The following is a 20,154-nucleotide window of genomic DNA, read 5'->3' on the forward strand; positions in this document are numbered from 1 at the left end:
AAAGAAGCTGTGATTAACTTGCCAGTTTAAACTGAGCAATCAGCGATTCTTCGATGATCTCTTTAGCTTGGCGTACACACTTACCACACTGAGAACCCAGTGCTGTACAGCGCTTGATGCCCTTGATATCCGTAATACCCTGTTCAGCAACCAATCTCCTAATCTTTTTGTCTGAGACACCATGACACAAACAAACGTACATAACCCAACCTCATTTCATTCATGAACAAAGAATAAAAGAGAATCACTCTTATTTCTACTGCGTTTACTGTTTTGCTCAGATCGGATTGTTATAAGAAAAATGGCGATAAGAAAGAGAAATGCTCAACTGAAAGTGCAGCGCCAACGCTCTGGTCATTTGGTCGATGCTAATGTGTTGTTTTGATTATGAGCGGGATAAAGCCAAAAGAAGATATAAGCCTAAGATGACTTATAACCAAAAATGAAAAAGGGAAGCAGAAGCTTCCCTTTTTCGATGCAGCATTGCGCGGCAAGATTAACGCGATTAAGCGATGATCTTAGCTACAACACCAGCACCTACAGTACGGCCACCTTCACGGATAGCGAAGCGTAGACCTTCGTCCATCGCGATTGGTGCAATCAAGTCTACAACCATCTTGATGTTGTCGCCTGGCATTACCATTTCTACGCCTTCTGGAAGCTCGATGCTGCCTGTTACGTCAGTTGTACGGAAGTAGAACTGTGGACGGTAACCTTTGAAGAATGGTGTATGACGGCCACCTTCGTCTTTTGACAGTACGTATACTTCTGATTCGAACTTAGTGTGTGGTGTGATTGAACCTGGCTTCGCCAGTACTTGACCACGCTCTACTTCTTCACGCTTAGTACCACGTAGTAGTGCACCTACGTTCTCACCTGCACGACCTTCGTCAAGCAGCTTACGGAACATCTCTACACCTGTACAAGTAGTTTTTACTGTGTCTTTGATACCTACGATCGCAACTTCGTCACCCACTTTCAGGATGCCGCGCTCGATACGGCCAGTTACTACTGTACCACGACCTTGGATTGAGAATACGTCTTCGATTGGCATCAGGAATGCCATGTCTACTGCACGCTCTGGCTCTGGAATGTATGAATCCAGTGCTTCTGCTAGCTCAACAATCTTCGCTTCCCACTGTGCTTCGCCGTTTAGCGCGCCTAGTGCTGAACCTTGGATTACTGGCAGGTCATCACCTGGGAAATCGTACTCAGACAGCAGCTCACGAACTTCCATTTCAACCAGCTCTAGAAGCTCTTCATCGTCAACCATGTCACACTTGTTCATGAATACGATGATGTAAGGAATACCTACCTGGCGACCCAGCAGGATGTGCTCACGAGTTTGTGGCATTGGACCGTCAGTTGCCGCTACAACTAGGATACCGCCGTCCATCTGTGCTGCACCGGTGATCATGTTCTTAACATAATCCGCGTGTCCTGGACAGTCTACGTGTGCGTAGTGACGGTTTGGAGTATCGTACTCTACGTGAGAAGTATTGATTGTAATACCACGCTCACGCTCTTCTGGTGCGTTGTCGATTGACGCGAAGTCACGAGCTTTACCGCCATATACTTTTGCAAGTACAGTACAGATAGCTGCAGTTAGAGTTGTTTTACCGTGGTCAACGTGGCCGATAGTACCAACGTTTACGTGCGGTTTCGTACGTTCAAATTTTTCTTTAGACACGATCGTGTTCCTTCCTAGTTATGATTCGCTTTGGGTAAGCTCTACCCAAGGCGCGCCAGAAATTGCTATTTTATGCGCCAACTCACGTCAGCGCAATAGATTCGTTATTAACCAAACAACGGTTAACCACGCTCTGCGATAATTGCGTCAGCAATATTTTTCGGCACATCAGCGTACTCAGCAAACTCCATAGAGTAAGAAGCACGGCCTTGTGTGGCAGAACGCAGGTCAGTTGCATAACCAAACATCTCAGACAGTGGGACTTTAGCGTGGATGATTTTCAGTCCCGCAGGACCTTCATCCATACCTTCGATGATGCCACGACGACGGTTTAAGTCACCCACAACATCACCCATCCAGTCTTCTGGTGTGGTTATTTCAACTTTCATTAACGGCTCAAGAAGAACAGGTTGAGCTTCAAGCGCACCTTTCTTGAATGCCATAGAACCAGCGATTTTAAACGCCATTTCGCTGGAGTCGACATCGTGGAATGAACCATCAAACAGGGTAGCTTTGACATCCAGCACTGGATAGCCCGCTAACACACCGTTGTTCATTTGCTCCTCGATACCTTTCGCAACTGGGTTGATAAATTCTTTTGGAATCACACCACCCGCGATTGCGTCAACGAAGACAAACCCTTGACCAGGCTCAGCAGGTTCAATTTTCAGCCATACGTGACCGTATTGACCACGACCACCTGACTGACGAACGAACTTACCTTCGACTTCCGATTTACCACGAATGGTTTCACGATAAGCCACCTGAGGTTTACCTACGTTACAATCGACACCAAACTCACGTTTCATGCGATCGACGATAATATCTAGGTGAAGCTCACCCATACCAGAAATCAGCGTTTGACCCGTTTCAGCGTCTGTCTCAACGCGGAATGATGGGTCTTCTGCCGCGAGTTTACCTAAAGCAATACCCATTTTTTCCTGATCAGCTTTAGAGCGAGGCTCTACTGCGATCTGAATTACTGGTTCAGGGAACTCCATACGCTCCAGAATCACAACATGATTCGGATCACACAAAGTATCGCCCGTAGTCACATCTTTCAGGCCGATAGCCGCAGCGATGTCACCCGCACGAATCTCTTTGATTTCATCACGCTTGTTAGCATGCATCTGTACGATACGGCCAAAGCGCTCTTTCTTTTGCTTCACTGAGTTATAAACCGCATCACCCGAGTTAACCACTCCAGAGTAGACGCGAATAAAGGTCAGCGAGCCAACAAAAGGATCGGTAGCAATCTTAAACGCGAGTGAAGAAAACGGTTCGTTATCGTCAGCATGACGCTCAACACTGTTTTCTCGATCATCAATACCTTTGATCGCAGGAACATCGGTTGGTGATGGTAGAAACTCAATCACCGCATCCAGAACTGCTTGCACGCCTTTGTTCTTAAATGCACTACCACAAGCTGCGAGAACAATTTCGTTGTTGATGGTGCGCTGACGCAGAGCTTGTTTGATCTCTACTTCGCTAAGTTCACCATCTTCAAGGTATTTTTCCATCAACTCTTCACTGGCTTCGGCTGCGGCTTCCACAAGGTGGTTACGCCACTCTTGGGCAAGCTCAAGCATATCCGCAGGAATTTCTTCATAAGTGAAGCTCATGCCTTGATCGGCTTCATTCCAGTTGATGGCTTTCATCTTGATAAGGTCGATGACACCTTTGAACTCTTCTTCTGCACCAATGTTGAGTTGGATAGGAACAGGGTTCGCACCAAGACGATGTTTAATTTGGCCTACTACGCGTAAGAAATCTGCACCGGCACGGTCCATTTTGTTGACGAATACCATGCGTGGAACGCCGTATTTGTCAGCTTGACGCCAAACGGTTTCAGACTGAGGTTCAACACCTGATGTGCCACAGAATACGACCACTGCACCATCAAGCACACGAAGCGAACGCTCTACTTCGATCGTAAAGTCAACGTGTCCAGGGGTATCAATGATGTTGATGCGATGTTCTTGGAATTGCGCTTCCATACCACGCCAGAAGGTGGTGGTGGCCGCAGAGGTAATGGTAATACCACGCTCTTGCTCTTGGACCATCCAGTCCATAGTCGCAGCACCGTCGTGAACTTCGCCAATTTTGTGAGAGAGGCCAGTGTAGAACAGAATACGCTCAGTAGTGGTTGTTTTTCCTGCATCTACGTGAGCACAGATACCGATGTTACGGTAGCGCTCAATAGGAGTTTTACGAGCCACGATTGTATCCTCTTACTAAGGTCAACCTTAGAAAATAGAAATGTGCTGCGAGAGAACCTCGCAGCACAGAAGGTATTACCAGCGGTAATGAGCGAACGCTTTGTTCGCTTCTGCCATACGGTGAACGTCTTCACGTTTCTTAACAGCAGAACCTTTGTTTTCAGCCGCATCCAGCATTTCAGCAGCTAGACGAGCAGCCATAGATTTTTCACCACGCTTACGCGCAGCTTCAACCAACCAACGCATTGCCAGAGCATTACGACGTACTGGACGTACTTCAACTGGCACTTGGTAAGTTGAACCACCAACACGGCGAGATTTAACTTCTACCGCTGGGCGAACGTTTTCAAGAGCTTCTTCAAATACAGCTAAGTGATCTTTACCAGATTTCTCAGCCATGGTGTCTAGTGCAGTGTAAACGATTTTCTCTGCAGTAGATTTTTTACCGTCAACCATAAGGATGTTAACGAATTTTGCCAGCAGTTCAGATTTGAACTTTGGATCTGGAAGGATCTTACGCTGACCAATGACGCGACGACGTGGCATGGAATATTCTCCGTTGTCTTCTTCAGGTTATCCAAAACTTTTCAGTTTTTTCAAAATTAAAATTTAATTTTAGTGTTTGGCCTTACTTAACGCTTCTCTCATAAGAAGAAGGGCATTAAGACTTAGGACGCTTCACACCGTACTTAGAACGAGCTTGTTTACGGTCATTCACGCCTGCACAGTCAAGTGCACCACGAACTGTGTGGTAGCGAACACCTGGGAGGTCTTTAACACGACCACCACGGATCAGAACAACACTGTGCTCTTGTAGGTTGTGACCTTCACCACCGATGTATGAAGTAACTTCAAAACCGTTAGTTAGGCGTACACGACATACTTTACGAAGTGCTGAGTTAGGTTTTTTAGGTGTAGTAGTGTAAACACGAGTACATACACCACGTTTTTGTGGGCACGCAGCTAGTGCTGGCACGTTGCTTTTAACAACTTGCTTAGCACGTGGCTTACGAACCAACTGGTTAATAGTTGCCATTAACTAGCTCCTGATTTACTTAAAGTAAGCTTGTGAAAAATCTATCCCTTCCATGCAAACAGTTTGCACAAATAGGGACGCAAAATTCTATGCAGCAGTGGGATGTGTGTCAAGAAATATACAGATCTTTTTTACTGATCCTGTGTGAGCGTTGTTCTGCTCAGGATAATTAGAAAAAGACAACCTACCAGGTTATTGATTTATCATGAGTTACTGTCAAATCAACAAAGTCACTCATGGTGACAACCGAAATACGCGGATCGCACTTTTCTAGCCAACCACGCGCGTGCAGATCCTCATAAAGCACCAACCATAGGTTCTGATCTTTAATACTCGCTTGATATGGTGAATGTACTGCCGCCGCGTAGACAGCATTCTCCGTCAATAGAACAACATCACCATCGAGTAAATAAGCACTAAGCAAAGGGAGTTTTTCTAAGTGCTTAACAATATGTAGCATAGGGGCTCCTTAGAAAGTCAGTAACTGATCGTAGTGGTGCAGTAACTGCGCCAGAGCTTGGGCATCAACCACTTCCACCTCAATCAGTAAATCTTGTTCACTCAGCCCCCAGCTAGCCAAGCTCTGTTGGCAGACATAACGCGCTTCAATGTCGTAGAGATCCAAAAGCTTGAATGCCGAAATATAGTCACGGCTTAAAATCGATTCGGGGTGCTGATGATTGACCAACTGCAACACACCTTCGCCAACAAAAAATAGGGCTTGTTCTTCACTGTAGGCCGACGTCGCAAGAATGGCATCTAAGCCTTCTCGCCCTGCCGCGCTACCATGAGGTGGCGTATGAAATACCCATGCGACTTTATTCAAAACTGCACCACCCTGTCTTGTTCCAGTAATGCTTGTGCCAAACTGCCCAGTCCCGCTTGAGTGAAATGAGCCGCAAGGTTATGGCTCGCTAAGCTGTGTTGCGACGCTTCTTGCTCACTCACAACACCACGGCGCAGCGCTGCTGCAACACAAGTTTCAAGCTGTACTTGATGGGATTGAGCAAGAGATTGCCAACCTTGTAGCAGGTTAAACTCATCATTGGCTGGTACATGCGTTGCCGAGCCATTAAGCACACCGTCTTGATAAAAAAACACGCTTTTTAAAATATGTCCTTTCTCAATCAGCGCTTTGGCAAATAGATAGGCGTTGCGGGCCGATTGCGTACCGTATTGTGGCCCGTTCACGACTAAGGTGTAAGTGAGTGGTTTCACTTCTCATCATCCTCAGTTTTACGCTGACGAATATAGAGATACACAGTATGTTTAGAGATATTCAACCGATCGGCGACTCGGTTGATCGCATCTTTAATATCGAAAATCCCCTTATCGAACAGCGCCATCACGATTTGACGATTTTTGGTATTGTTCGAGACTGACTTATCACCGTTGATTTCTTCGATGGTACGTTCAACCGTTTGATCCACCAGCTCTTCCACATCACTGGCAAAGTTAACCGAAGAGGCCGCCTCTTGCGCTTCTTGAGTTGGCATAAACGATTTCAGTACTTGTGAGAAAGGCGCATCGAGGTTGACGTTGATACAGAGTAGACCAATCACTCGATTCTCACCGTTACGGATCGCTACCGTGATCGATTTCATCAATACGCCACCTTTGGCGCGCGTGAAATAAGAGCGGGAGAAGTTACGCTCAGATCCTTCTATATCACGCAGCATTTTCAGGGCCATATCGGTAATTGGCGATCCCACTTGACGACCTGTGTTTTCACCATTGGCAATCTTGATCGCCGATGTGTTGAGATCTTCAAGCGAGTGCAGAACGATTTCACAAAATGGGCCAATCAGGCTCGCGATGCCATCAACTACCGCCTCGTAAGAGCGCAGAATCACTTTATCGTGCTCCGTAAACGGCTTTACGTGCACCGATTCCATCTCAAGCAGTAAATCGACATTCATGGTTTCTGTCATTGTCACTGTGCTTAAACCTTAGAATGAAAAATCAACAAATTGCTGTAAGTTTATCAGAAAATTTTAAACCACGATTCTGCAATATCACCAACAAGTGATTTAGGACAAGTTCTTATTAGAATCCGCGCATACAAAAAGGCCTGCACAACGTCAGGCCTTCTTCCATTCCTCTGCTCGTTTCAATATCGAGCACGGGATTATTGATTACTGAGCAGCGTCTTTGCCGTTTTCAATTTTCAACAATTCCACTTCAAACACTAAGGTTGAATTCGCAGGAATGGTTGGCGTATCTTGCTCGCCGTAAGCCAGTTCAGGCGGAATAACCAGTTTAAACTTAGAACCGACTGACATCAGTTGTACACCCTCGGTCCAGCCTGGGATCACACGGTTTAGAGGGAAAGTCGCAGGCTCGCCACGCTCATAAGAGCTGTCGAATTGCGAACCGTCAATCAAGGTACCTTTGTAGTGAACTTGCACAGTATCGGTATCTTTTGGCTTATCACCTTCTGCTGGTGTCATCACTTGATACAGCAGACCCGATTGTGTTTTCACAACACCAGACTCTTTCTCGAATTGGGCGCGGAACTCATCACCTTTCTTCTTGTTCTCTGCTGCTTTTTCAGCGGCTTTGGCTTGCATGGTTTCAGCCACACGCTTATCTAACGCTTCAAGCGCAGCACGTGTCTCTTCTTCGCTCATTTCTGGGTTGCCAGCAAACACATGTTCAATACCTTTCAGTACCAGATCTTTGTTCAGATCGATGCCAATTTCACTTGGCTTCTCAATACTGGTTTTAAGATAGTTTGCAAACGATACGCCAATTGCGTACGCCGCTTTATCATCTTCAGACTTGAACTCAACCGTTTTCGCTGCTGCGGTTTGTGCGGCAGGAGTGGTTTCGGTTTTTGGTACTTCTTCTTTCTGACAACCAACCGCGAGCATTACCGTCGCAGCCAGCAGTGACACTTTAAAAAGTGATTTCATCGGGTTCTCCAATTATGAGGTAATCCTTTTGGCGTTGTGCACAAAAACCAGCAACCAACTGGTGCACAACAAAGAGTTGTACCAATATAGCGATATGTTTCATGATTGTCTTTACACAACAAACGGATAATTCGACTTGATGCGAAGAATTTATCACTCACTCTGCGCTTTGCTTGTCATCTTAATGTTAAGTGGCTGTTTTTTTACCAACCAAGCAGAGCAGCAATGGGACTTAGCCCCTGAAGGTTCAACCGCCTTTGGCTTAAGTCGTGACGGCCGATTTGCTCTTATCTATTCCAAGCAGCAGCAGTTAGTACTATGGGATCTGTTGCAAGATAAGAAACTTGCCGATCTTGGCGCGCAAGATCCACAAGCTAACCCTGTTTCCGTGATCCGTATCGCTGATAGCGAACGTTTCGCGGTCACCGCAAGCCAGAATAACTTTGCCGTTTGGGATCTCGCTTGGACCCAAGGCAAAGGACTTTGGTCGATTACCGACGGACTGATCCGCGATGTTGATCTCTCCAGTGATGGCGAACAGGTACTGCTCGGATTGACCAATGGCAAAGCGATTTACGTTGACTTAGTCAGTGGGCGGCGCATGGAGTTCCTTGCTCACCGTGAAAAAGTCAATTCTGTCGCGCTCTCTGCCAATGGACGCTATGCGCTCACCGGAGGCAATGACTATCACGCTTATTTATGGGATACCAAGACAGGGCAAATCGTTCGCCAATTTGAACATGAGCAGCGAGTCAATCGGGTCACTTTACAACGAGACGGTAAACTGGCGTTTACTTCAGATGGTGGCAATCAAGCGCTCATTTGGGATCTCACCGCAGACAGCAAGCCCATCCAGTTACAGAGTTTTCGACGCCAACTGATTTTTTCCACCGCTCGCTTTTCTGATGATGGAAAAAAGCTGATCACGGGAACCCCCTCTGGATTAGTCGAAGTATGGAATACGCAAGATGGTAAGAAAATCGCCAGCTTCGAATCTGAAAACAAAAAAGATCACGGTCCTACCCAAGCTGTCGTGTATGATGCGGCTTTTGATGCCCAACAGCGCGCCGTAGCGGGCAGCTCTGCGGGTATCGCTCAAGCTTGGCGAATGGAGAACTGAAAATGCAAGAGATGTCGCTAACCCAACTTCAAGAGCGCATTGAAGATTTAGAGTGCAAATTAGCTTTTCAAGAGCAAACCATCGAAACTCTTAATGACGCCTTAACCCAGCAGCAACTGCTGCTAAGTAAGATGCAAGATCAGATGAAATACGTGGTCGGTAAAGTCAAAAATATGGACACTTCCACTCTGGCGGATCCTGCGCACGAAACGCCGCCTCCACACTACTGATGGAATCATTTTCCACTGGGCAGCCTACGTAATTCGCGATTTTAACGAGCGAAAACGTAGGCTATCACCACGCCAGCCACCACCAAACAACCGCCGATGCGACGCAACTGATTATCCGGTTGTAAGCTCAATTGTGCCACCATCTGACGCCATCCTCTCGGCGCGAATAATGGTCCTAGCCCTTCAACGATCAACACTAAACCTAATGCAACCCAAAGTGTCTGCGACATATTGACTCCAAATAACAAAGGCCCCTTACGGAGCCTTTAATAACGTTAACTAATGCTTACTTGGCGGCTGCGCCTTTCGCATTATTCATGTATTGGAAGAACTCGCTGTTTGGATCCAATACCAGAATATCATTTTTGCTGTTAAACGATTTCTCGTACGCACGCAGTGAGCGCAGGAAGCTGAAGAACTCAGGATCTTTCTTATAAGCATCCGAGTAAATCTTCGCGGCTTCTGCATCTGCAGTACCACGAGTCACACGCGCCGTCTTATCCGCTTCAGCAAGAATGGTTGCTACTTCAAGCTCGGCTTGCGCACGGATCACTTCCGCTTTTTCACGACCTTGTGAACGGTGCTTACGAGCAACAGATTCACGTTCTGCACGCATACGGCGATAGATAGATTCACTGATCTCATCCGGTAGGTTGATCTTCTTCATACGGAAGTCGACTACGTATACCCCTAAGTCTTTCATCGCACTTTCACGAGTATCGTTCAGTACTTCAGACATAATTTGATCACGCTGACCATCGATTTCCAACGCTTCTTTCGCTGCTTCCGTCGTCAATTCAGAAGAATCTGCATTTTCAGGTAATACGGCAACATTGCGAGGACCAGAAACGATCTGCTTGATTTCACGCGCACCGATTTCAGAACGCAAGACGTCAGTCACTTTACGCTCCAATAGGGCTTCTGCGGTCAACGCATTACCACCACCGGTTGCCAAGTAGTATTGGCCGAAATCTTCGATACGCCACTTAACATAAGTATCGATGATCACGTCTTTTTTCTCGGACGTCACGAAACGGTCTGAACGGCCATCCATGGTTTGAATACGTGCATCTAGGGTTTTTACACGATCAAACAGTGGCATTTTAAAATGCAGGCCCGGCTCATAAATCTTCGCCAGATCGTTATTATCTTTCAACACTCGACCAAAACGGATCACGATTCCACGCTCACCCTCTGGGATCACAAACATCGACATCAATAATGCGGCGATGATCAGTACGATACTAGGGATTAATAACTTACGCATTCTTAGTATCTCCCTTGACGTGTGGTGCTACGCGACTGAGTGTCGGTATTCGTTTCTGTCGTTTGTTGTGACTCAAGCTCAATCTGATCATACGATGATGACGATTTGCTCGGACGTGGTTCCGCTTTTTTCGCATCCTGTCCCGCAAGCTTATCAATCGGCAGGTAGAGCAGATTACCACTCGATTCAGAATCAATCAGCACTTTCGAGGTATTGCTGTAGACCTCTTCCATCGCATCCAAGTAGAGACGATCACGTGTCACTTTCGGCGCAGCTTGATATTCAGGTAACAGCTTTTCAAACTGAGCAACCTGACCGAGCGCTTCATTGATTGTACGCTCATTATAACCTTGTGCTTCTTTCTTCAGACGCTCAGCGCGACCTGTTGCTTTAGGCAAAATTTCGTTCTTGTAAGCTTCGGCTTCACGGATGAAACGCTCTTCATCCTCACGCGCCGCAATTGCATCGTCAAAGGCATCTTTTACTTGCTCAGGTGGACGAGCCGACTGGAAGTTCACATCAACAATCATCAAGCCCATATCATAGCTATCGATGATTTGATTGAGTGTCTGCTGCGTGCTTTGACGAATTTGCTGACGACCACTGGTTAGGATGCTATCCATCAGTGAGTCACCGACTACCGCACGAAGCGCAGAGTCCGTTGCTTGACGCAAGCTGTCATCCGCATTGGTCACGCGATACAAGTATTTGTATGGATCAGCAATGCGATATTGCACATCCATCGATACAGTAACCACGTTTTCATCTTTGGTCAGCATCAAGCCTGAGGCGCGCAGAGAGCGAATCGCTTGCACGTTGACTGGTGTCACTTCATCAATAAAGCGTGGACGCCAGTTCAGACCCGGATCAACAATGCGGTCGTATTTGCCAAGGCGTAGCACAACACCGCGCTCAGCTTCACCGATGGTATAAAAACCAGTAAAGAACCAAACCGCAACAGCGATAGCTGCAATGACACCAAAGCCAATCGCACCGCCACCGGAAAACGAAGGGCCTTTACCACCTTTGCCACCAAACTTGCCCCCCAGCTTTTGACTCAGTTTATTAAACACTTCGTCTAAATCTGGCGGACCTTGATCTCGGCCACCTTTGTTACCGCGATTGTTGTTCCCCCATGGGTCATTATCGCGGCCATTGTTGCCGTTATTATTACCAGGCTCATTCCACGCCATTAGAAAACTCCATCATTTGATATGACGTTATACTCTAGCAGTCCTTTAAGTAACTATAAAGTCACATAAATCTGCTTGCTCTCGTTTTTCTAGTCTAGCCCAATCGACCTGTTGCATCCGCACAGTGATCAGTAAATTGCCTTCCGGATCATATTCTTCCTGTTGAATACAGTTCATTTGGAAAAATGTGCTACGGATACGTCCTTGATGTCGCGGCGGAATACGTAAGTGGTGCTCCACCACTTGGCTAGCCAAACGCTCACTCAATGCCTCAAAGAGTAGCTCAATACCCGCACCCTGCATGGCAGAGATCCACACTACTCTCGGAACGCCTTCATCATCCCGTTCTATACGTGGAGATTGCTCTTCGAGATTATCTATCTTATTCATCACCAACAAAGTGGGGACTTCATGAGCATCAATCTCTTGCAAAACAGTCTCTACCGCTTGGATATTCTCACGAAAGCGTTCGTCACTGGCATCAACAACATGTAACAAAATGTCAGCTTCTTGTGTCTCTTGTAACGTCGCTTTAAAAGCCGCAACAAGATCATGCGGAAGATGGCGAATAAAACCTACTGTGTCGGCTAAAACAGCCGGCCCTACATCCACCAGATCGATTTTCCGCAAAGTAGGATCGAGCGTTGCGAACAGTTGATCCGCCGCATACACACCGGCTTCAGTGATTCGGTTAAACAGGGTAGATTTCCCTGCGTTGGTATAACCCACCAACGAGATGGTTGGAATTTCTGCACGGCTACGAGCACGGCGCCCTTGTTCACGCTGTTTGGCCACTTTTTCTAAGCGGCGCAAAATCGCTTTAATTCGTTCACGCAGTAAACGTCGGTCTGTTTCAAGCTGGGTTTCACCCGGCCCACGTAAACCAATCCCGCCTTTTTGTCTTTCTAAGTGCGTCCAACCACGAATTAAACGAGTCGAGATATGGCGCAACTGAGCCAATTCGACTTGTAGTTTACCTTCATGGGTACGAGCACGTTGAGCGAAGATATCAAGGATAAGACCCGTACGATCAATGACTCGGCATTGGCACAGTCTTTCAAGGTTACGTTCTTGGGCAGGAGAAAGAGCATGGTTAAAAATCACCACGTTAGCACCATGCATTTGCACAGCTTCGGCGATTTCTTGGGCTTTGCCCTCACCAACGAAATATTTAGGGTGAGGGGTCTGACGACTGCCTGTTACTACATGCAGTGTTGTCACCCCAGCGGAGGAAATGAGCATTTTACATTCGCTCAGATCTTCCCACTCACCCCGTTGCGTGAAGTTGACATGAACAAGTACGGCTCGCTCACCGGCTTCATAACGGTCAAACAAGCGATCAACTCCTTAAATGATTGTGCAAAGAATTACTCTTCAGACTTCTCTGCTGGACGATCCGATGCTGGACGGTCGCCGCTGTGGTGACTAACTGGACGAGCAGGAACCACAGTAGAAATCGCATGCTTGTAAACCATTTGGTTTACGGTGTTCTTCAGCAGGATCACAAATTGATCAAATGATTCGATCTGACCTTGCAGTTTAATGCCGTTGACAAGGTAGATAGAAACTGGGATACGTTCACGACGTAGTGCATTCAGAAATGGGTCTTGTAGAGATTGCCCCTTAGCCATTTTGTTTTTCCTTATTTTGTCTTTTCTAGTAATTATTTAGCTAGCGGTGCAGCAGAATTATATGCAGCCTTGCATCTGAGCTAAACGAATCAAAATCCCCGTTGCTACCGATGCTCAACAGAGTACCAATAGCGGATCCTTTCCGGGGTACATCACGCAAAAGCGATCACATTATACACAGCTTATTTCGTTGGAAGCTATCGCATTCGAGAGCGTTTCAACGGCTTGATCAACGTTTTCGCTATCTAACCAAGTTAAATCATCCCAGCTGCGTAACCAGGTGATCTGTCGCTTGGCCAATTGACGGGTGGCACAAATGCCGCGATAAATCGCTTCATCTAAGGTTCCATGACCGTCTAAGTAATCCCACATCTGTCGGTAACCGACGCAGCGAATCGAAGGAATATCCGGATGAAGATCATCTCTGGCATATAATGCTTTGACCTCTTCTTCAAACCCTGATTCGACCATCTTCTCAAAGCGAAGTTCAATCCGACGATGGAGTTCTGCCCTTTCCTTGGGAGCAATTGCAAACTGCAGCACCTCATAAGGAATTGCTTCCCCTTTGGTTTGCGTCAGTTCAGTAAGAGTTTTACCTGAAATTCGATAAACTTCCAATGCCCGCGACAATCTTTGTGGATCATTGGGATGAATTCGCTGTGCTGAGACGGGATCAATCTGTTGCAGTTGATCATGTAACGCCTGCCAGCCCAGCGTTTCCGCTTCCAGTTCGATCTGCTGGCGAATCGCGGCATCTGCGGCAGGTAGCGGTGATAAGCCTTCGAGTAAGGCTTTAAAGTAGAGCATTGTGCCTCCCACCAAGAGTGGGATTTTGCCCTGAGCGACGATATCTGCCATCTCTTTTAATGCATCACGACGAAAATCGGCAGCCGAATACGCTTCGCTCGGATCGAGAATATCGATCAAACGATGTGGTGCCAGTGCCAGCTCTTGAGCATCAGGTTTTGCGGTGCCTATGTCCATCCCTCGATAAATCAGCGCCGAGTCGACGCTGATGATCTCCACCGGATATTTCTGACGTAAGCGAATGGCTAAATCCGTTTTGCCAGAGGCCGTTGGGCCCATTAAGAAGAGGGCGAGAGGTAACTTTTGAGTCATGAGTGTAATGCTGTAATTGAGGCGGAAAAATCCACCAAAGTAATAAAATGCGGGTCTTGCAAAGGCAAGTTGCCTTGCCAGAGCTGCTCCAGCTCTGCGATCAAGCCGATCGCCTCGGCTAAAGTGTAGTCTCTTTTTTCTACAACGATGCGTTGAGTTAACCAATCCGCCAACGCTTGATGGCTCAAGGCTTGGCTTTCCGAGCAACTCGCCGCGTAAGATAACAGATCCGGCAGCAATTGCTGTAAATTTTGCTGGCGCAGCGGCTGCGGAACCGCCATCACCATAATGCTGTGGTTGGTGCGCGTTTTCAGTTCAATCCCCAGTTGCAACAGGGCCGATGAATGACGCTGCGCCACTTGCCATTCAGATTCATTCAGTTTTAGCGCGAGTGGCACCAGCAGTGGCTGCGCTTTCAGCGCACCATGCTGAGCATTGAGTAATCCACGCAGTTTGAGTTGCTGAGCTTGGTATAGCGAGATAAGCACACAGCCTTGTGGGCTACTCATCAATAGGTACTGTCCCGCCACCACTTGGATCGCTTTACCCAGTTTTTCGATAGCAGTATTAGCCTTGACGGCTTCAATTGATGAGACGACGGTGCTGGCAGTACTCGTTTCTTCATCCAATAAATCGGGAGTTTGCATCAAGGTTTGATAAACCGCGGCCTCTTTTTTGCTGACGGATGCTGAACCATATCTTTCTTTGCCAGTACTTGCAGGCTTGGGTGAAGCGACCCAAGGATTGCTGACCGCTCGCTCTCTAACCTGCGGATTGTCGATCTCATCCCTATCGTTATCACGTGGAGCTTTGCGCGGATAATCTGGCGTATTTTGCACCGCTTGCCACACTCTTTCTTGTTGCGTGGTCTCTATCATCGGCACAACCGGAGGAATTACCTCTTCCGCGCAGTGAGGTAAATGAAACGCCCCTTCATTAATGGTCGGAGCCATCACCTGCGCACTTTGTACTAGCGCACTACTTAAGGCTTGATAGATAAAATCATGAACGAGGCGGGCTTGATGGAAGCGCACTTCATGCTTGGCTGGATGCACGTTGACATCTACTTGATGAGGATCGAGTTCAATAAACAGCACATAGGTAGCAAATTGATCGGCACGTAAGCTGGTTTCGTAGCTTTGGCGAATCGCATGATTGATCAGCTTATCACGCATCATCCGGCCATTTACGTAACAGTATTGCAGATCGCTCTGCTGACGCGCGCCTTCGGGTGTGGTGATCCAGCCATGCAGTTTAAGCCCTTGGTGCTCTAACTCAATGCGCAACATATGTTGCACAAACGGGTTGCCACACACCGCAGCTAAACGTTTTTCCTGCTGCGGTAAAGTCGTTGCAGCACGATACTGACGCACGATTTTTCCGTTATGGCGCAGAGTAAAGCTGACATCAAAACGGCTCAGAGCAATTCGTTTGAGCAGCTCATCAATATGGGTAAATTCGGTTTTTTCGGTGCGCAGAAATTTACGCCGTGCCGGGGTATTGAAAAACAGATCCAACACTTCCACGGTCGTACCCACAGGGTGAGCCGCGGGCTGTAACTTGACCGCCATATCGCGGCCTTCACTGTAGGCAGACCACGCTTCTTCTTGAGCTACCGTGCGCGAAGTAAGGGTTAAGCGTGAGACAGAGCTAATACTGGCTAAGGCCTCACCACGAAAACCAAGGCTCATGATCGCTTCCAGATCATCGAGGGTGTGAATTTTAGAGGTCGCGTGACGACTCAGCGCAAGCCCTAGTTCATCCTTATCAATACCCGAACCATTATCGCGAATACGAATGAGCTTAGCGCCCCCCTTCTCGATATCAATATCAATTCGAGTGGCTCCGGCATCTAAACTGTTTTCCACCAACTCCTTGACTACTGAAGCCGGTCTTTCTACAACTTCACCCGCTGCAATTTGGTTGGCTAAACGGGCGGGTAGGATTCGAATCGTCATGAGCGCTTATTTATTCGGGATAATCAGTTGCTGCCCAACCAACAATTGGTCAGAGCGTAGCTGGTTGGCTTGGCGAATGCTATCAACGCTAACATTGTATTGATCAGCGATTTTGCTCAGGAATTCACCGCGCTGCACCTTGTGCTTACGTAGCGGCTTATCTTTTAAGCTCACGGTGATTTTCAGCTTTTGCCCGAGCACCAGCGTATCGGACTTCAAATTGTTCTCTTTTTTGATCGCCGCAACAGAAACTTTGTACGTGCTTGAAAGCTTGCCAAGAAAATCGCCCGTTTTTACCACATGGGTAATGGTTTCCGTTTCTACAGGATTTGCCATCACAGGAACAGGTACTGGGTTTGGTGCTGAAGAAGCTGGAATAGTCAGCAGTTGCCCGACCGAAATCGTCGAGGACTTGAGGTTATTGGCTTTTTTCAAAGCATCGACACTCACCCCATATTGGTTAGCAATCAGGCCAATCGATTCGCCACGCTGCACTTTATGTTTCTGCGCTTTACCTCGGTTGGCAAACAGTGTGCCCTCTGGCGGATTATCTTCAAAATACTGCACAATGGCCGTTGCCAAAGCACGAGCTAACTTATCTTGATGACTGCGTTGAACCAGCAGTTTTTCTTCTGATGGGTTCGAAATAAAGCCTGTTTCCACTAGCACCGATGGGATGTCTGGCGACTTCAATACCGCCAAACTTGCATTAACGGGTTCAGTCTTATGCAGATGAGCGACTTTACCCATCTCTCGCAAAATATTAGAGGCAACTTTATAGCCTTCTTTTTGTGAATGGCTAAATTGCAGATCCAGTAGGGTCTGACTCACGTTACGATCGTTATTGGTTTTCGAAAGTACTTCGCCAGCACCGCCCAGCAATTCAGATTGTTGCTCGTGATTTTCCACCCAACGGGCAATTTCGGTATTGGCACGGCGGGTATTCAGCACAAACACCGATCCCCCGCGCGGCTGTGGAGTATGAAACGCATCCGCATGCACCGAAACCAACAAGTGCGCCTTGCTACGACGCGCAATTTCCGTACGTTTATTCAGATTTACAAAATAGTCACCACGGCGAGTCAGTACCGCTTTCATTCCCGGCACTGCATTGAGTTGATCCGCCAACTTTTTAGACACGCTCAAGGTGATGTCTTTTTCATATTTGCGTGTAGGACCAATGGAACCGGGATCTTCACCGCCATGTCCCGCGTCAATCGCCACCACAATATCGTCATTCCCTAAGAGTTGAGAGGCATCTTTACTGACTTGAGCGGGTGAACTCGGCGTGCTGGCGGAAGAGCTCTCACTCACTTTGCCATGTGGCATATCAATGACTAAACGATGGCCATATTGACCACCGGGTGTCGGAGCCAATTTAAATAAGGTTGGCGTTGTTTTTTGTTTGAGCTCAAACACCAAACGAAATGTACTTTTTTCAGGGGGAGACGAAGCGCGAACTTTCGATAAAATGCCACTTTCAGTGACATTAACCGGTAACTTAGCGCGAGAGGTGCTCTGTTTGAGATCAACCACCAAGCGCTCAGGAGAGCTTAGGGTAAAATAGCTGTAATCCACCTCGGATTTGACATCTAATACCACTCGTGTCTCATCAGGAGAAGGCCACACGCGCACGCCTTCCAAAACGTTCGCCCAAGTTTGAGGAGCGATCGCGAGTAAAACGAATCCAAAGAGTAAGAATACAAAACGGCTAACGTTCAACATAACTCCAACTGACTCAAAAGGTCGCATCCATAATGGTTATTGGCTGTCAGCGTGGCAACTCGCTGCTCGCCGTCGTAACGCAAATCGATATCAAGATCAGCACTCGGCAATAGTCCATACCCTTTTTCTGGCCACTCGACTAAACAAATCGCATCTGCGCTAAAGTAATCGCGAATCCCCATAAATTCGAGTTCTTCAGGATCCGCTAAACGATAAAGATCAAAATGATAAACCTGCCACGACCCCAATTGATATGGCTCAACCAGTGTGTAGGTTGGGCTTTTGACGTTGCCTTGATGGCCCAAGGCACGAATAAAACCGCGGCTGACGGTGGTTTTTCCCGCTCCAAGATCGCCGTGCAGATAAAGCGTCGTCTGTTGTGAGCATATCAATGCTAAAGCACGACCTAATTCAATCGTGGCTTGCTCATCTTTTAGGGGAAAAATCTTGCTGTTCATTACGCTTTCTCGACAGGGTCGTTATTGACTATAAAGAAATCAAAAGAACTCGAATAGTAAACTGGGTTGGAATTAAGAGACAAGATCTGTTCTGTTAACAAAGCGAAAAATATCGTAGATCCTTCAATATCTCATAAGGATTAACGCTAGAAGAGGGTAAAAAGATCCGTTAAGATCCCCGCCCCTTATCCTGAGTACCCGACATGGACTACCAACAACTGGCAAATCAGATCAAACAATGGGCGATCGAACTCGGCTTTGAAAAAGTCGGGATTTGCGACGTCGATTTGAGTGAACATGAACCAGCATTGCAGGCTTGGCTAGACGCAGGTTACCACGGTGAAATGGATTGGATGGCGAGGCACGGCATGATGCGCGCACGCCCTGCAGAACTCTTACCCGGAACGCTTAGGGTGATCAGTGCTCGCATCAACTATCTCCCACCACAAGCGCAGTTTGCTTCCAACTTAAGCGATCCCAACCAAGCTTATATCAGCCGTTACGCTTTAGGACGCGATTACCATAAGCTTGTTCGAAACCAGCTCAAAAAACTGGGGGAAAAAATCGAACAAGAAGTGGGAAAACTGGGTTACCGTCCTTTTGTCGACTCCGCCCCGATTCTTGAACGCCCTCTGGCACAAAAAGCAGGATTAGGTTGGACAGGAAAACATTCGCTGATTTTAGATAAAGAGAACGGGTCTTGGTTCTTCTTGGGGGAATTACTGGTTGATATTCCCTTACCCGTTGATGAACCAAGCGAAAATCAATGCGGCAAGTGTACAGCGTGTATAACAAGCTGCCCAACCAATGCCATCGTTGCCGAAGGCGTGGTGGATGCACGCCGCTGTGTTTCTTACCTTACCATTGAGTATTCAGGGGTTATCCCCTTGGAGTTTCGACGCGCAATGGGCAACCGAATTTACGGTTGTGATGACTGCCAACTCGTCTGTCCTTGGAATCGCTTGGCCCCTTTAACTCAGCAAAGTGACTTTCATCGCCGACAAAGTCTCAACAATGCGGATTTAGTGGTGTTATTTGAATGGGATGAGGCGACTTTCCTGAAAAATATGGAAGGCTCAGCCATTCGGCGCATTGGTCATCAGCAGTGGCGGCGCAATTTAATCATTGCCATGGGCAACGCTCCTTCCTCTCCGCGGATTATCGATACACTCCAACGTCATCTAGGGCAAAGTGAATTACTTGATGAGCATATTCATTGGGCTTTGGAGGAGCAGACCCAAAAGACCGCCACACCTCGCCAGCATGCTCGCCTAATTCGCATTATTGAAAAGGGGCTGCCAAGGGATGCATGAATAGAGCAACTTGCATAATTAAGGAAATGATTGTTTGATGCCCATCCCAATTTGCGCTATGTGGACAACATTTTTAATCAGACGCTGTTTTCTATCGCTAAAAAAAGTTAATCACAACCTAGGTAAATGACTAGGATCAAGTTTTTAGACTGCAATGATCTTAGAGCTCTATTTTTTGCTTAGAGAGAAAAATGACAAGTTGATAAAAAACAATGACTTAACCAAAAGTGCTCACCAAGCCAAGCCTTAGAAGCAAGCAAAGATCCTCAGAGAAGTCAAC

Annotated in this window: 22 protein-coding genes; 3 read left to right on the top strand and 19 right to left on the bottom strand. The window is 47.2% G+C overall.

The window, feature by feature from the left end; genetic code table 11:
* Window positions 1-13 precede the first annotated feature (13 nt).
* From CEQ48_RS17175 to fkpA, 10 genes are all read right to left on the bottom strand, one after another.
* On the bottom strand, window positions 14-202 hold the full coding sequence (locus tag CEQ48_RS17175; RefSeq protein WP_001884452.1) for a (2Fe-2S)-binding protein: 189 nt from the start codon (window positions 200-202) through the stop codon (window positions 14-16).
* 303 nt (window positions 203-505) lie between these two features.
* On the bottom strand, window positions 506-1,690 hold the full coding sequence (gene tuf / locus CEQ48_RS17180) for an elongation factor Tu (RefSeq protein ID WP_000031640.1): 1,185 nt from the start codon (window positions 1,688-1,690) through the stop codon (window positions 506-508).
* A 122-nt stretch (window positions 1,691-1,812) separates the two neighbouring features.
* Window positions 1,813-3,909 (bottom strand): elongation factor G, encoded by a 2,097-nt coding sequence (gene fusA / locus CEQ48_RS17185; RefSeq protein ID WP_000101804.1) that lies wholly within the window; start codon window positions 3,907-3,909, stop codon window positions 1,813-1,815.
* A 75-nt stretch (window positions 3,910-3,984) separates the two neighbouring features.
* Window positions 3,985-4,455, bottom strand: coding sequence for a 30S ribosomal protein S7 (gene rpsG / locus CEQ48_RS17190; RefSeq protein WP_001138050.1), 471 nt, complete (start codon window positions 4,453-4,455; stop codon window positions 3,985-3,987).
* 115 nt (window positions 4,456-4,570) lie between these two features.
* Entirely contained in the window at window positions 4,571-4,945 is a 375-nt protein-coding gene (gene rpsL, locus CEQ48_RS17195; protein WP_000201237.1) for a 30S ribosomal protein S12, read from the bottom strand.
* A 184-nt stretch (window positions 4,946-5,129) separates the two neighbouring features.
* Window positions 5,130-5,405 carry a sulfurtransferase complex subunit TusB gene (gene tusB, locus CEQ48_RS17200; protein ID WP_000902447.1) on the bottom strand — a complete coding sequence of 92 codons (276 nt, stop codon included), beginning with the start codon at window positions 5,403-5,405 and terminating at the stop codon, window positions 5,130-5,132.
* A 9-nt stretch (window positions 5,406-5,414) separates the two neighbouring features.
* The gene (gene tusC, locus CEQ48_RS17205; protein WP_001044894.1) at window positions 5,415-5,771 is read right to left on the bottom strand and encodes a sulfurtransferase complex subunit TusC; all 357 of its coding nucleotides are present in this window, start codon (window positions 5,769-5,771) and stop codon (window positions 5,415-5,417) included.
* Window positions 5,768-6,163, bottom strand: coding sequence for a sulfurtransferase complex subunit TusD (gene tusD / locus CEQ48_RS17210; protein WP_089072062.1), 396 nt, complete (start codon window positions 6,161-6,163; stop codon window positions 5,768-5,770). The genes tusC and tusD overlap by 4 nt, the downstream gene beginning before the upstream one ends.
* On the bottom strand, window positions 6,160-6,876 hold the full coding sequence (locus tag CEQ48_RS17215; protein ID WP_000140991.1) for a helix-turn-helix transcriptional regulator: 717 nt from the start codon (window positions 6,874-6,876) through the stop codon (window positions 6,160-6,162). Before CEQ48_RS17215 ends, tusD begins: the two co-directional genes overlap by 4 nt.
* Window positions 6,877-7,080: 204 nt before the next feature.
* A complete protein-coding gene (gene fkpA, locus CEQ48_RS17220) occupies window positions 7,081-7,860 on the bottom strand; it encodes an FKBP-type peptidyl-prolyl cis-trans isomerase (protein ID WP_089072063.1) in 780 nt (259 codons plus the stop codon).
* 184 nt (window positions 7,861-8,044) lie between these two features.
* Between fkpA and CEQ48_RS17225 the strand changes: the two genes are divergently transcribed.
* Window positions 8,045-8,980 carry a WD40 repeat domain-containing protein gene (locus CEQ48_RS17225; RefSeq protein ID WP_181710924.1) on the top strand — a complete coding sequence of 312 codons (936 nt, stop codon included), beginning with the start codon at window positions 8,045-8,047 and terminating at the stop codon, window positions 8,978-8,980.
* A gap of 11 nt (window positions 8,981-8,991) precedes the next feature.
* Window positions 8,992-9,210, top strand: a complete 219-nt coding sequence (locus CEQ48_RS17230) for a SlyX family protein (RefSeq protein ID WP_001890311.1) — start codon at window positions 8,992-8,994, stop codon at window positions 9,208-9,210.
* A 41-nt stretch (window positions 9,211-9,251) separates the two neighbouring features.
* Here CEQ48_RS17230 and CEQ48_RS17235 read toward each other — a convergent pair whose 3' ends face one another.
* The 9 genes from CEQ48_RS17235 to tsaE form a co-directional block, all read right to left on the bottom strand.
* Complete coding sequence (locus CEQ48_RS17235) at window positions 9,252-9,440, bottom strand: DUF2065 domain-containing protein (protein ID WP_181710923.1); 189 nt, start codon at window positions 9,438-9,440, stop codon at window positions 9,252-9,254.
* Window positions 9,441-9,496: 56 nt separating this feature from the next.
* The gene (gene hflC, locus CEQ48_RS17240; protein ID WP_089072066.1) at window positions 9,497-10,477 is read right to left on the bottom strand and encodes a protease modulator HflC; all 981 of its coding nucleotides are present in this window, start codon (window positions 10,475-10,477) and stop codon (window positions 9,497-9,499) included.
* A gap of 2 nt (window positions 10,478-10,479) precedes the next feature.
* Window positions 10,480-11,670 carry an FtsH protease activity modulator HflK gene (hflK, locus tag CEQ48_RS17245; RefSeq protein ID WP_089072067.1) on the bottom strand — a complete coding sequence of 397 codons (1,191 nt, stop codon included), beginning with the start codon at window positions 11,668-11,670 and terminating at the stop codon, window positions 10,480-10,482.
* Window positions 11,671-11,715: 45 nt separating this feature from the next.
* Window positions 11,716-13,005, bottom strand: coding sequence for a ribosome rescue GTPase HflX (gene hflX, locus CEQ48_RS17250; RefSeq protein ID WP_000460371.1), 1,290 nt, complete (start codon window positions 13,003-13,005; stop codon window positions 11,716-11,718).
* 32 nt (window positions 13,006-13,037) lie between these two features.
* Window positions 13,038-13,301 (bottom strand): RNA chaperone Hfq, encoded by a 264-nt coding sequence (hfq, locus tag CEQ48_RS17255; protein WP_001051872.1) that lies wholly within the window; start codon window positions 13,299-13,301, stop codon window positions 13,038-13,040.
* Window positions 13,302-13,472: 171 nt separating this feature from the next.
* Complete coding sequence (gene miaA / locus CEQ48_RS17260; RefSeq protein WP_089072068.1) at window positions 13,473-14,420, bottom strand: tRNA (adenosine(37)-N6)-dimethylallyltransferase MiaA; 948 nt, start codon at window positions 14,418-14,420, stop codon at window positions 13,473-13,475.
* Window positions 14,417-16,378, bottom strand: a complete 1,962-nt coding sequence (gene mutL, locus CEQ48_RS17265) for a DNA mismatch repair endonuclease MutL (RefSeq protein ID WP_089072069.1) — start codon at window positions 16,376-16,378, stop codon at window positions 14,417-14,419. The genes miaA and mutL overlap by 4 nt, the downstream gene beginning before the upstream one ends.
* Before the next feature lie 6 nt (window positions 16,379-16,384).
* Window positions 16,385-18,103: an N-acetylmuramoyl-L-alanine amidase gene (locus CEQ48_RS17270; protein ID WP_198301190.1), complete on the bottom strand. Its 1,719-nt coding sequence runs from the start codon at window positions 18,101-18,103 to the stop codon at window positions 16,385-16,387.
* Window positions 18,097-18,561 carry a tRNA (adenosine(37)-N6)-threonylcarbamoyltransferase complex ATPase subunit type 1 TsaE gene (tsaE, locus tag CEQ48_RS17275; protein ID WP_089072071.1) on the bottom strand — a complete coding sequence of 155 codons (465 nt, stop codon included), beginning with the start codon at window positions 18,559-18,561 and terminating at the stop codon, window positions 18,097-18,099. The genes CEQ48_RS17270 and tsaE overlap by 7 nt, the downstream gene beginning before the upstream one ends.
* A 203-nt stretch (window positions 18,562-18,764) precedes the next feature.
* Here tsaE and queG point away from each other — a divergent pair, with 203 nt between their 5' ends.
* Window positions 18,765-19,874: a tRNA epoxyqueuosine(34) reductase QueG gene (queG, locus tag CEQ48_RS17280; RefSeq protein ID WP_089072072.1), complete on the top strand. Its 1,110-nt coding sequence runs from the start codon at window positions 18,765-18,767 to the stop codon at window positions 19,872-19,874.
* Window positions 19,875-20,154 lie beyond the last annotated feature (280 nt).

The organism is Vibrio tarriae (assembly GCF_002216685.1).
GTDB lineage: Bacteria > Pseudomonadota > Gammaproteobacteria > Enterobacterales > Vibrionaceae > Vibrio > Vibrio tarriae.

Bases quoted from the DNA above. Each gene is read 5' to 3' on its own strand.
- CEQ48_RS17175 (WP_001884452.1), bottom strand. From the start codon at position 202: ATGTACGTTTGTTTGTGTCATGGTGTCTCAGACAAAAAGATTAGGAGA.
- rpsG (WP_001138050.1), bottom strand. From the start codon at position 4,455: ATGCCACGTCGTCGCGTCATTGGTCAGCGTAAGATCCTTCCAGATCCA.
- rpsL (WP_000201237.1), bottom strand. From the start codon at position 4,945: ATGGCAACTATTAACCAGTTGGTTCGTAAGCCACGTGCTAAGCAAGTT.
- tusB (WP_000902447.1), bottom strand. From the start codon at position 5,405: ATGCTACATATTGTTAAGCACTTAGAAAAACTCCCTTTGCTTAGTGCT.
- CEQ48_RS17215 (WP_000140991.1), bottom strand. From the start codon at position 6,876: ATGACAGAAACCATGAATGTCGATTTACTGCTTGAGATGGAATCGGTG.
- fkpA (WP_089072063.1), bottom strand. From the start codon at position 7,860: ATGAAATCACTTTTTAAAGTGTCACTGCTGGCTGCGACGGTAATGCTC.
- CEQ48_RS17225 (WP_181710924.1), top strand. From the start codon at position 8,045: ATGTTAAGTGGCTGTTTTTTTACCAACCAAGCAGAGCAGCAATGGGAC.
- CEQ48_RS17230 (WP_001890311.1), top strand. From the start codon at position 8,992: ATGTCGCTAACCCAACTTCAAGAGCGCATTGAAGATTTAGAGTGCAAA.
- CEQ48_RS17235 (WP_181710923.1), bottom strand. From the start codon at position 9,440: ATGTCGCAGACACTTTGGGTTGCATTAGGTTTAGTGTTGATCGTTGAA.
- hflC (WP_089072066.1), bottom strand. From the start codon at position 10,477: ATGCGTAAGTTATTAATCCCTAGTATCGTACTGATCATCGCCGCATTA.
- hflK (WP_089072067.1), bottom strand. From the start codon at position 11,670: ATGGCGTGGAATGAGCCTGGTAATAATAACGGCAACAATGGCCGCGAT.
- hfq (WP_001051872.1), bottom strand. From the start codon at position 13,301: ATGGCTAAGGGGCAATCTCTACAAGACCCATTTCTGAATGCACTACGT.
- miaA (WP_089072068.1), bottom strand. From the start codon at position 14,420: ATGACTCAAAAGTTACCTCTCGCCCTCTTCTTAATGGGCCCAACGGCC.
- mutL (WP_089072069.1), bottom strand. From the start codon at position 16,378: ATGACGATTCGAATCCTACCCGCCCGTTTAGCCAACCAAATTGCAGCG.
- CEQ48_RS17270 (WP_198301190.1), bottom strand. From the start codon at position 18,103: ATGTTGAACGTTAGCCGTTTTGTATTCTTACTCTTTGGATTCGTTTTA.
- tsaE (WP_089072071.1), bottom strand. From the start codon at position 18,561: ATGAACAGCAAGATTTTTCCCCTAAAAGATGAGCAAGCCACGATTGAA.
- queG (WP_089072072.1), top strand. From the start codon at position 18,765: ATGGACTACCAACAACTGGCAAATCAGATCAAACAATGGGCGATCGAA.